The organism is Vaginisenegalia massiliensis (assembly GCF_900604935.1).
GTDB classification, from domain to species: domain Bacteria; phylum Bacillota; class Bacilli; order Lactobacillales; family Aerococcaceae; genus Vaginisenegalia; species Vaginisenegalia massiliensis.
Genome location: NZ_UWPC01000019.1, coordinates 1 through 1,467, shown reverse-complemented (window position 1 = coordinate 1,467; position 1,467 = coordinate 1). Strand labels below are relative to the sequence as shown.

Sequence of the window (1,467 nt, the reverse complement as noted above, 5' to 3'; positions counted from 1 at the left end):
TGATATGTACCCCCTTTACTGGACACAGTAAAGGGGGTAATTTTGTGCGCTATAGTTATGAATTTAAATTATTATGTGTAGAGATGTATCATGAGGGAAATTATCCCGAAACGCCTACAGGTCTTACAGACAAAGAATTTCATAGACAAGTCCGCAAATGGGTCCGTTTGGTCGATGCGAATGGGTTAGACTCACTCAAACATAAGAGAACGAATAAACGGTGGACAATTGATGAAAAACTCTTTCTAATTAATCAAGTATTAGCTGGAAATTCATATGGTTCAGTGGCCGTTTTCGCTGGCATTAACTCGGGATTGTTGTATCAATGGGTTAGAACCTATAAAATGAAGGGGTATACAGGACTTAATAATTCTAAACAAGGTAGACCACCTAAGGAGCCCCATATGATGAAAAAACAAAAGCCTACACCCTTAACTGAATCTGAACGTGAAGAACTCATTCGTCTAAGAGCTGAAGTGGATTATATCAAAGCGGAAAATGCTGTTATAAAAAAAGAAATGGCCTTGAGACACGAAAAATGGGCTGCGCAACTCAAGGCGAAAAAGCAGCGATCATCAAAGAATTACATCAAGAAGAATACCAACTAAAGTATCTACTACGCGCAATGAAGCTCGCTAAATCGACCTATTACTTCGAATTAAATAAAGTCGATAAAGTTAAAGAGAAGAATCTCCCCTTAGAACAAGAAATCCGTGCTATTTTTGAAAAACATCAAGGAAGATATGGTGTTAGACGCATTTATCATGAACTAAGAAATACGGGAATAATCGTGAATCACAAACGGGTTCAGAGACTCATGCATCACATGAACCTATTCGGTAAACGTCCGAAGGAAAAGTATCACTCATATAGAGGTCAAGTGGGTAAAGTAGCCAGTAATATTATTAATCGAAACTTTTCAGCTAGTGCTCCTTTTCAAAAATGGACAACGGATGTATCTCAATTTACTTTCCCGTGGGGTAAATGTTATTTATCACCTATCCTTGACATGGCGACCAATGAGATTATGGCTTACGATCTTTCACCTGCTCCAAACATGAAGCAAATAACCAATATGTTAGATCAAGCCTTTACTAAATATCCTATCTTAAACGGATTAATCTTTCACTCTGATCAAGGATGGCAGTATCAACATAAATCATTTCGTACGCGCTTAAAGGAACGCGGAATAGTTCAATCCATGTCACGAAAAGGAAATTGTTATGACAATAGTATTATGGAAACTTTTTTTGGTAGGCTGAAGAATGAGTTATTTTATGGACAAGAAAAAAGCTACCACTCATTCGACGAATTTAAGTCAGCGGTAGCCACATATATCGACTATTATAATCATGAACGTATCCAAGAAAAAACAAAATGGATGCCCCCTGTTAAATTTAGGATGGCATCCATGGCTTAGAAACTACTATAAATCAATGTGTCCAGGATTCTGGGTACATATCACTT

General features: G+C 37.4%; 2 protein-coding genes. Both read left to right on the top strand.

The window, feature by feature from the left end; genetic code table 11:
- Nucleotides 1–608 (top strand): transposase (locus EIH20_RS08580; protein WP_241152418.1); only part of this gene is annotated, 608 nt, incomplete at its 5' end.
- A complete protein-coding gene (locus EIH20_RS08490) occupies nt 539–1,420 on the top strand; it encodes an IS3 family transposase (RefSeq protein ID WP_241152417.1) in 882 nt (293 codons plus the stop codon). The genes EIH20_RS08580 and EIH20_RS08490, both read left to right, overlap by 70 nt.
- Nucleotides 1,421–1,467: the final 47 nt, after the last annotated feature.